The organism is Gaiella sp. (genome assembly GCF_035558935.1).
In the GTDB taxonomy this organism is placed as follows: Bacteria; Actinomycetota; Thermoleophilia; order Gaiellales; family Gaiellaceae; genus Gaiella.
The window spans coordinates 1-8,625 of sequence record NZ_DATMBZ010000078.1; the positions used below are offsets into that span (position 1 = coordinate 1).

Genomic DNA, 8,625 nt, shown 5'->3' on the forward strand with positions numbered 1-8,625 from the left:
TTCGACGCGGCGCGTTGCGGCCGACAGCGCCCGCCAGGCGTCTCGGGCCTCCGTCCGGCGTGTTCGCTGCTCCGCGCCGACGAACGCGTCGAGGAGGTCGAGCTGGTGACTGGGACGCGCAAGCCGGCGCTGGGCGAACTGCCCGGAGAGCGCAAGCAGCCGCTCGGTCGCTGCGACGAGGTCGTCGCGGGCAACGCTGCGACCCCACGCGTAGGCGCGCGAGCGCCCGTCCTTCGTCACGCGCCGGGCGACCACGAGCCCGGGCTCGTCGGCGGGCCGCAGGTCGCGGAGAGGCTCGAGACCGTCCTCGTCGAAGAACCCGTCGGGGACGTCGAGCTCTGCCTCGACATACGTCTCGGAGCCCGCCACGCCGACGGAGGCCCCGTCGCCCTTCGCGCCGAGCAGGAGGCCGATCGCCTGCGTGACGATGGTCTTGCCGGCGCCGGTCTCGCCCGTCAGCGCCACCAGCCCGGCATCAAGCTCGAGCTCCGCCTCGCGGATCAGGACGAGATTCTCGATCCGCAGTCTCCGCAACACGTGAAGATCGTAGACCGGCGCCTCGAGCCGCACACGTGGCCGTTCGGGCCGCTGCGCGCTACGTGGAGAAGCCCGCGCGGTAGCGGCTGACGAACGTGGCGTCGGGAAGCGTCGCGAGGAGCGTGTGCGCGTCGCCGAGTCGTACGGTCACGCGGCCGCCAGGCGGCGCCTCGCCGACCCGGTGGCCGTCGACGAGCACGACGACCGGCACGTCGGGCGTCCGGTTCCAGACGACGACGTCCTTCCCGCGCGGGACGACGAGCGGCCGCGCGTGGAGCGAGTGGGGCGCGACGAACGTCGTCGCCATGGCGTCGATTCCCCACATCAGCACCGGCCCGCCGTTCGACAGGTTGTAAGCGGTCGACCCGGACGGCGTGGAGCAGATGATGCCGTCGCACGGGATGCTGCCGAGGTCCTCGCCCCCGACCGCCCATTCGAGCTCCACCATCCGCCCGAGCTCGCCGGAGGTGACGACGACGTCGTTCACCGCGATGTGCGCGGCATCGCCGTTCTCGAGCTCGATCGTGGGGAGCCGGACGACTTCGAGCTCGCCCCGAAAGGCGCGCACGAGGCCCACCTCGAGCTCGTCCGGCTGCATGGAGCTGAGGAAGCCGACGCGCCCGAAGTTGACGCCGATCACCGGGATCCTCGTGCCGAGGAACGTCCGGAGCGCCCGGAGCATCGTCCCGTCGCCCCCGAGCACGACGACGAGCTCCGCGTCGAACGGGTCGCCGTGGGGCTCGAGGCCGTGTCGCGCTGCCTCGTCCGGCCCGACGATCAACTCGACACCCGCATCGCGGGCGACCCCCATGAGCCGTTCGACGCCGTCCCCGACCTGCCCCGGTCTGCCGTGCGTGATGAACGCGACCCGCGTCACGGGGCCGCCCCGCCTATCGGACGGCGTCGTCGATCCAGCGGTCGAGCTCATCGGGGTCGGAGGGCGTCTCGCTCGAGATCAGGTGGACGACGAACTCCCGGTTCCCTTTCGGCCCCGGGTGGCCCGAGTCTACGACGCCCGCGACCCGGGCACCCCAGGAGGCGGCCGTGGCACAGAAGTCGCCGAGGACGCGCCGGTGCACCTCGGGGTCGCGGACGACGCCCTTCGGGGCATCCGCCCGGCCCGCCTCGAACTGCGGCTTGACGAGTACGAGCGCCTCCCAGCCGGATGCCGCGAGTGCGATTGCCGGAGGCAGGACGCGCGTCGCCGAGATGAACGAGACGTCGCAGACGATCAGTTGCGGCGGAAACGGCAGCGCGTCGACGTGGCGCGCGTTGACGCGCTCGAGGACGGTGACGCGGCCGTCGGCCCGAAGCCTCGGGTGGAGCTGACCGTGGCCGACGTCGAGGGCGATCACGCGTGAGGCGCCGCGCTGGAGGAGGCAGTCCGTGAAGCCGCCGGTCGACGCTCCGATGTCGAGGCAGTCCCTCCCTGCCGGGTCGACATCGAGCACGTCGAGCGCGTGCGCAAGCTTCTCGCCCCCGCGGGAGACGAATCGCGGCCTCCGCTCGACCTCGAGCTGGACGTCCTCGGCGACCTGCTGCCCCGGCTTCTCGTAGCCGGGCACGAGCCCCGCCATGACGAGCGCCTGCGCCTGCGCCCGGCTCTCCGCGAGCCCGCGCTCGACGAGCACGACGTCGAGGCGCTTCTTCGTCATCTTCTATGCGGTTCGGACCGCCAGCTCGTCGACGAGCTCCGCGAGCACCGCCGTGTCGGCTCCGATCGCAGCGAGTCGTTCGTGCGCCCGGCGCGCGGCGGCCGCGGCGACCTCCCGGGCGGCGCCGTCCCCCAGCTCGATCGCGTAGCCGTCCCCGTCGATCACGTCGTCGACCGCCTGGAAGAGCAGCCCGAGCTCGTCGCCGAAGGCGCGCCAGGGTCGCTGATGCTCGGGGAGCACGTCGGCTGCCCAGAGCCCCAGGCCGACGGCGGCGGCGAAGAGCCGCCCCGTCTTCAGGCGGTGGAGCTCCTCGAGCGCGACGTCGGCCCGCGTGACGTCCAGGTACTGGCCGCCGATCATCCCGAGCGTTGCGTCGGCGAGCTCGCGCGCGGGCTCGGGACGCTCCTGACGCGCGGCGAGCCGGAGCCCTTCCGCGAGCAGCGCGTCGCCCGCGAGCAACGCCACCCCGTCTGCGTAGGCGACGTGCAGGCTGGGGCGGCCGCGCCGTTCGTCGTCGTCGTCCATCGACGGCAGGTCGTCGTGGACGAGCGAGAACGTGTGCACGAGCTCGATCGCGAGCGCCGCCGGCAGTGCGTCCTCGACGCGACCTCCTGCGGCGTCTGTCGTCGCGAGGCAGATGACCGGCCGGATCCGCTTGCCGCCGCCGGCCAGCGCGTAGCGCATCGGCTCGGCGAGCCCCGCGAGCGACGGATGGAACGAGAGCTCGTCGAGGCCCTCCTCGACGAGCGTCCGCAGATCCTCAGGCGCCCGCATCGGCGGCCTGGCGGGCGCGCTGCACTTCGGCCTCGATCTCCTTGGCAAGCTCGGCGATCTCGGCGAGACCGTCGACGGCCTCGTCGACGTCGCCGCCGGAGTCCGCACTCGCCTCGAGGGCATCGACTCGGGTCTTCAGCCGTTCGAGGAGCTCCTCGGCGCGCTGCAGCGACTCGTCCGATGTCGTCACGCGGCACGCTCGCTGCTGAGGTGTCCGAGGATGCCGTTGACGAGCCGCGCTGCTTCGTCGGTCGCATAGCGCTTGGCGAGCAGCACGGCTTCGTTGATCGCGACCTCCGCGGGCACCGTCTCCTCCTCGAGCTCGTAGGCGCCGATCCGCAGGATGTTCCGTTCGAGCGTACCCAGACGGTCGGCGGGCCACCCCTCCGAGGCGCCGGTCACACGCTCGTCGAGCGCCGGCGCCCGCTCGGAGACGGCAGTCGCGAGCCGCGCGGCGAACTCGTCCGGGTCGCCCTCGAAGAGGGAGGCCAGCGGCTGGCCGGTGAGGTCCCATTGGTAGAGCAGAAAGAGCGCCTGCCTCCGCGCGTGCCTGCGCCCGAGCGGCTTCGCGGCCGGCCTCGCCGTCTCGCCGCTCATCCGGAGCTGAGCGAGGGCAGGTGGTCCTCCATCTCGTCAAGGTAGCCGGTCGAGTAGGCGCCCGACCGAAAACCGTCCGAGCGAAGGACGTCGAGCGCGAGCTCGCGCGTCGTCGGGATGCCCTCGACGACGAGCTCGTCCAGCGCCCTCACGGCGCGGGCGAGCGCCGCGGGCCGGTCGTCGTCCCAGACGATCACCTTCGCGATCAGCGAGTCGTAGAACGGCGGGATCGACGATCCGTCCTCGACGGCCGTGTCGACGCGGACTCCCGGCCCGAGCGGGGGCCGGAAGCGCGCGACGAGACCGGGCGCGGGCGCGAACCCACGCGATGGGTCCTCGGCGTTGATCCGTACCTCGATCGCGTGGCCCTTCCGCGGCGCGCGGTCCGCGACGCCGAGCGGCTCGCCGGCGGCGATCCGGACCTGCTCACGGACGATGTCCACGCCCGTGAGGAGCTCGGTGACCGGGTGCTCGACCTGCAGGCGGCAGTTGACCTCGATGAAGTACGGCTCGCCCTCGAGGCCGAGAAGGAACTCGAACGTGCCCGCACCCTCGTAGCCGACCGCACGGCACGCGCGCTCGACGGAGGCCTCCATCGCCTCGCGCGTCTCCGGCCCGAGCGCCGGCGACGGCGACTCCTCGACGAGCTTCTGGTGGCGTCGCTGGATCGAGCACTCCCGCTCGCCGAGCGTCGCGACGTTTCCGTGCCGGTCGCACAGGACCTGGATCTCGACATGGCGCGCGGGCGCGACCACCTTCTCGAGGTAGAGCGAGCCGTCCCCGAACGCGGCATCGGCCTCGGCGGAGGCGGCCGCGAACGCCTCGGCGAGGCCCTCGGAGAAGTCCACGAGCCGCATGCCCTTCCCGCCCCCTCCGGCGGTTGCCTTGAGCATCACCGGGAAGCCGATCGCGTCCGCGACCCGCCGGATCTCCTCGAGCGGAGCGGCGCCCGCGGTCCCCGGCACGAGCGGCACCCCCGCGGCCCGAAGCTCCTCCTTCGCGGTCGCCTTGTCGCCGAGGCGCTCCAGCACCTCGGGCGAGGGGCCGATGAAGAACAGGTCGTTGTCGGCGCATGCGCGAGCGAAGGCCGGGTTCTCCGCAAGGAAGCCGTAGCCCGGGTGCACCGCCTCGCAGCCCGTCGTCTCGGCGGCGGCGACGACGCTCGGTATACGGAGGTAGCTCTCCCCGGCCGCGGGAGGGCCGATGCACACGGCCCGATCGGCGAGGCGTACGTGCATCGCCTCGCTGTCCGCGGTCGAGTAGACCGCCACCGCCTCGATGTCGAGCTCGTGCAGGGCACGGATCACACGGACGGCGATCTCGCCACGGTTGGCGACGAGGACGCGGGAGAACATCGGCTAGACGACCGGTGGGCCGCCGACGGGGTCGAGCTCGAAGAGCAGCGTGCCGAACTCGACCGGCTGCCCGTTGTCGGCATGGATCGCCCGGACGCGCCCGTCGAGATCCGCGGTCAACTCGTTGAAGAGCTTCATCGCCTCGACGACGCACAGCGTCTGCCCGGCGGCGACGACATCCCCGACCTCGACGAACGGCGGCGCCCCGGGCTGCGGCGCACGGTAGAAGACGCCGGGCATCGGCGACTCGACGCGCACCGTCTCGGCCGTGACGGTGATCTCGTCGACGGCCGGCGCCACGGCGACACCGCCCGCAGCGGGGGCCGGCACGGCACCGGGCTCGTCCGCCCGGCGCACGGAGACCCGCATCCCCGCGTCCTCGATCTCGATCTCACCGACGCCCGACTCCTGGACGATCCGGACGAGCTCGCGGATCCGCTCGCCTCGCAGGGCGTCGACGTCCCCCGCGAGGAGCGACGCCTCGCGCGAGTGGCGCTGGCGGATGGTCTGAAGGAGCGTCTCGGCCTCGTCGCCGAACATCGCAAGCAGCACGAGGTCCTCCTCCGACGACGCGAGCCCCTCGGCCGCCTCGCGGACGTCGTCGGCGCTCGGGGGGTCGTCTTCGAGCGACGGGGCGTCGCCGCCGAGCAGCTCGACGGCCCGTCGCACGGACGGCTCGATCTCTGCGGGCGGCGTCCCGTACGCGCCCGTCACGAGCTGGCGGAACTCGTCGAGCACGGTGCGGTACCGGTGCGCCGAGAGGACGTTCAGGAATGCCTGGGAGCCGAGGATCTGCCCGATCGGCGCGGCGAGCGGCGGTCGACCGGATTCCTCGCGAATCCTCACGACCTCGGCGAGCGTGTCCAGCAGGCGGTCGCCCGCCGCGTGCGCGCGGAGCTGCGCGTCGAGTGCCGCGACGAGCCCGGCGGGCAAGTCGTACTCGGCGGCGCGCACGGCGATCCGAGGGGCCAGCGGGGCGAGCGGCTCGTCTCCCAGATGCTCGTCGACGACGTCTGCGGCCTCCCAGAGGCGCGCGACGTCGACGCCGGTGGGGCGTCCGAGCCCCTCGAGCGCCTCCACGAGCGACTCGCCGGCGATGCGGTGGAGCGTCAGCGCCAGCGGGTAGACGGTCGTCGCCACGACGTCCGCCCCGACGCGCGTCGCGACGAGCGCGTTTGCGAGCGCAGTGCCGCCCGCGGCCTGGATGTAGAGGCCGACAGGGAGACCGCTCGCCTCACCGAGCCGCTCGACCAGCTCCTGTGTCACGTGGGGCAGCAGTCCGCCGGTCGGGTCGTTGAGAAGCACCCGCGACGCGCCGAGCTCCGCGAGCCGGCCCGCCCGCTCGACGAGGGCGTCGACCTCTCCCGGGCCGCCGGGGCTGTAGACGAGCCCCACGTGGAGCTCCTTGCCGGCGCCGACGATCGCCTCGCCGGCCTCACGGAGGTTCGAGACGTCGTTGAGCGGATCGTGGAGGCGGAAGACGTCGATCCCGTTGTCGGCCGCGGAGGCGACGAAGCGCCGGACGATGTCCTGCGAGACCGGCTTCGATCCGACCAGGAAGCGCCCGCGGAGCGCGAGCCCGAGAGGCGTGGTCGTGCGCGCGTCGATCGCGCGGATGCGCTCCCAGGGGCTCTCCACTCCGCGGCGAACCGACGCGTCGAAGACGCCGCCGCCCGACACCTCGAGGCATGCGAAGCCGGCGCCGTCGAGGAGCTCCGCGACGCGCAGCACGTCGCCGGTCGGCACGCGCCCGGCGAGCGGCTCCTGCGAGAGCAGCCGGACGGTGGTGTCGAAGAGCTGCGGCACGACGCCGCACCTTACCGCGTGCTCCGTGAGCGCTCGGCGGCCCGGGGGTCAGGCGCGGGAGATGTAGCGGGACTCGCGGGGATCGACCTTGATCCGCTCGCCGATCTCGACGAAGAGCGGAACCTGGACGACGGCGCCCGTCTCGAGCGTCGCCGGCTTCGTCACGTTGGAAACCGTGTCGCCCCGCACGCCGGGCTCGGTCTCCGCCACGGCGAGCTCGACGGAGGCGGGCAGCTGGATCCCGGACGGCTTGCCGTTCACCTGGAGGATCTGGACGGTCGACGACGGGAGCATGTACGCGAGCTCCGTCGCGATGTCCGCGCGCGGGAGCGTGAACTGGTCGTACGTCTCCTCGTCCATGAAGTGCGCGTCGCCGCCGTCGTCGTACAGGAACTGCACGTTCTTCACCTCGGTGTGGACGCGGGGGAACTTCTCGCCCGCGCGAAACGTGTCCTCGACGACGGAGCCCGTCTCGAGGTTCTTGAGCTTCGTGCGGACGAACGCGCCGCCCTTCCCAGGCTTGACGTGCTGAAACTCGACGATGCGCCACACCGAGCCGCGGTGCTCGATGTGCATCCCGTTTCGGAACTGATTCGTGTTGACGATGTCGGCCATGACGGCGGCCCACACTAGCCGACGACCACCGGCTCCTTCGTGACCGACGTCAGGCGCTCGCACCCGTCCTCCGTGACGACGACCATGTCCTCGATCCGCACTCCGACGTCCCCGGCGAGGTAGATCCCGGGCTCGACCGTGACGACGTTCCCGACGGCGAGCACGGCATCCGACTCCGGGCGCATATTCGGCTCCTCGTGCACGTCCAGCCCGACCCCGTGGCCGAGCCCGTGCCCGTACTTCTCCCCCATGCCGGCCGCCTCGATCGCCACGCGCGACGCCGCGTCCACGTCCCGGCCCGAAGCGCCCGGGTGGATCGCAGCGAGCGCGTCGAGCTGCGCCTGCAGGCAGAGGTCGTAGATCTCGCGGAGCCGCCCCTCCGGCTGACCCGTGAAGAACGTGCGCGTGCAGTCGGACGCATACCCGTCGACGGAACAACCCGCGTCGACGACGACGAGCGTGCCCTCGGGGATCGGGACGTCACGCAGCTTCGCGTGCGGCCGCGCGCCGTTCTCGCCGAAGGCGACGATCGCGTCGAACGACGGCCCGTCCGCGCCTGCCTCGTGCCACGCCTGCTCGAGCCACCACGCGAGCTCTGCCTCGGTGCGGCCGACGAACGGCTGCTCGGCGAGCTCCTCGTAGACGCGGTCGGAGATTGCCGCCGCCCGTCGCATCGCGTCGAGCTCGCCCGGCTCCTTGATCGCGCGCAGCGCCTCGACGACACCGGTCGTCGACACGAGCGCGACGCCGCCTTCGCGAAGCGTGTCCGCCGAGGCGAGCGAGAGATGCGAGGCCTCCACGGCGATCCGCCGCCCCGACAGCAGCTCCGCGAGCGCCGGGACGACCGCACGCGGCGTCCGGTGGAACGTCACGCCGTCGATGTCCGCCGCCGCCTCCGCGTAGCGAAAGTCCGTGTAGAGCGTCGCGTTCGCGTCCGGTTCGACGAGGACTGCTGCGTTCGAGCTCTCCAGCCCCGTCAGATAGCGCACGTTGACGAGGCCGGTGACCAGCAGCGCGTCGTCGAGCCCCGAGGCGAGTCGCTCGATCCGATTCATCCGTCCCTCCGTTTCGCGAGCGCCTCGAGCGCCCTCCGATAGCCGTTGATTCCCTCTCCGGTGATGCGCTCGTCGGTCAGCCCCTCGAGAACGCTGAGACGCCGCCACTCCTCTCGGGCGTCCACGTCGGAGATGTGCACCTCGACGACCGGTCCCGAGAACGGCTCGAGCGCGTCGCGGAGCGCCCAGCTGTAGTGCGACCAGGCCCCGGGATTGACGATCAGCGCGTCC

At 72.4% G+C, this 8,625-nt stretch carries 11 protein-coding genes; all 11 read right to left on the minus strand.

The window, feature by feature from the left end:
- Positions 1-537, minus strand: a 537-nt coding sequence (locus VNM44_RS08035) for an AAA family ATPase (protein ID WP_325624762.1), incomplete at its 3' end; no start/stop codon positions are given.
- A 58-nt stretch (positions 538-595) separates the two neighbouring features.
- Positions 596-1,414 carry an NAD(+)/NADH kinase gene (locus VNM44_RS08040; RefSeq protein ID WP_325624766.1) on the minus strand — a complete coding sequence of 273 codons (819 nt, stop codon included), beginning with the start codon at positions 1,412-1,414 and terminating at the stop codon, positions 596-598.
- Positions 1,415-1,427: 13 nt separating this feature from the next.
- Entirely contained in the window at positions 1,428-2,192 is a 765-nt protein-coding gene (locus tag VNM44_RS08045; RefSeq protein WP_325624768.1) for a TlyA family RNA methyltransferase, read from the minus strand.
- 3 nt (positions 2,193-2,195) lie between these two features.
- Positions 2,196-2,966 carry a polyprenyl synthetase family protein gene (locus tag VNM44_RS08050; protein ID WP_325624772.1) on the minus strand — a complete coding sequence of 257 codons (771 nt, stop codon included), beginning with the start codon at positions 2,964-2,966 and terminating at the stop codon, positions 2,196-2,198.
- Entirely contained in the window at positions 2,953-3,156 is a 204-nt protein-coding gene (locus VNM44_RS08055; RefSeq protein WP_325624774.1) for a hypothetical protein, read from the minus strand. Before VNM44_RS08055 ends, VNM44_RS08050 begins: the two co-directional genes overlap by 14 nt.
- Positions 3,153-3,563 carry a transcription antitermination factor NusB gene (gene nusB, locus VNM44_RS08060; protein ID WP_325624777.1) on the minus strand — a complete coding sequence of 137 codons (411 nt, stop codon included), beginning with the start codon at positions 3,561-3,563 and terminating at the stop codon, positions 3,153-3,155. The genes VNM44_RS08055 and nusB overlap by 4 nt, the downstream gene beginning before the upstream one ends.
- Complete coding sequence (locus VNM44_RS08065; protein WP_325624780.1) at positions 3,560-4,918, minus strand: acetyl-CoA carboxylase biotin carboxylase subunit; 1,359 nt, start codon at positions 4,916-4,918, stop codon at positions 3,560-3,562. Before VNM44_RS08065 ends, nusB begins: the two co-directional genes overlap by 4 nt.
- Positions 4,919-4,921: 3 nt before the next feature.
- Positions 4,922-6,724 carry a biotin/lipoyl-containing protein gene (locus VNM44_RS08070; RefSeq protein WP_325624782.1) on the minus strand — a complete coding sequence of 601 codons (1,803 nt, stop codon included), beginning with the start codon at positions 6,722-6,724 and terminating at the stop codon, positions 4,922-4,924.
- A 48-nt stretch (positions 6,725-6,772) separates the two neighbouring features.
- Entirely contained in the window at positions 6,773-7,339 is a 567-nt protein-coding gene (efp, locus tag VNM44_RS08075; RefSeq protein ID WP_325624784.1) for an elongation factor P, read from the minus strand.
- Positions 7,340-7,353: 14 nt separating this feature from the next.
- Positions 7,354-8,394 carry a Xaa-Pro peptidase family protein gene (locus VNM44_RS08080; protein WP_325624786.1) on the minus strand — a complete coding sequence of 347 codons (1,041 nt, stop codon included), beginning with the start codon at positions 8,392-8,394 and terminating at the stop codon, positions 7,354-7,356.
- Positions 8,391-8,625, minus strand: a 235-nt coding sequence (locus VNM44_RS08085) for a type II 3-dehydroquinate dehydratase (protein ID WP_325624788.1), incomplete at its 5' end; no start/stop codon positions are given. The genes VNM44_RS08085 and VNM44_RS08080, both read right to left, overlap by 4 nt.

Bases quoted from the DNA above. Each gene is read 5' to 3' on its own strand.
- VNM44_RS08080 (WP_325624786.1), bottom strand. From the start codon at position 8,394: ATGAATCGGATCGAGCGACTCGCCTCGGGGCTCGACGACGCGCTGCTG.
- efp (WP_325624784.1), bottom strand. From the start codon at position 7,339: ATGGCCGACATCGTCAACACGAATCAGTTCCGAAACGGGATGCACATC.
- nusB (WP_325624777.1), bottom strand. From the start codon at position 3,563: ATGAGCGGCGAGACGGCGAGGCCGGCCGCGAAGCCGCTCGGGCGCAGG.
- VNM44_RS08045 (WP_325624768.1), bottom strand. From the start codon at position 2,192: ATGACGAAGAAGCGCCTCGACGTCGTGCTCGTCGAGCGCGGGCTCGCG.
- VNM44_RS08050 (WP_325624772.1), bottom strand. From the start codon at position 2,966: ATGCGGGCGCCTGAGGATCTGCGGACGCTCGTCGAGGAGGGCCTCGAC.
- VNM44_RS08065 (WP_325624780.1), bottom strand. From the start codon at position 4,918: ATGTTCTCCCGCGTCCTCGTCGCCAACCGTGGCGAGATCGCCGTCCGT.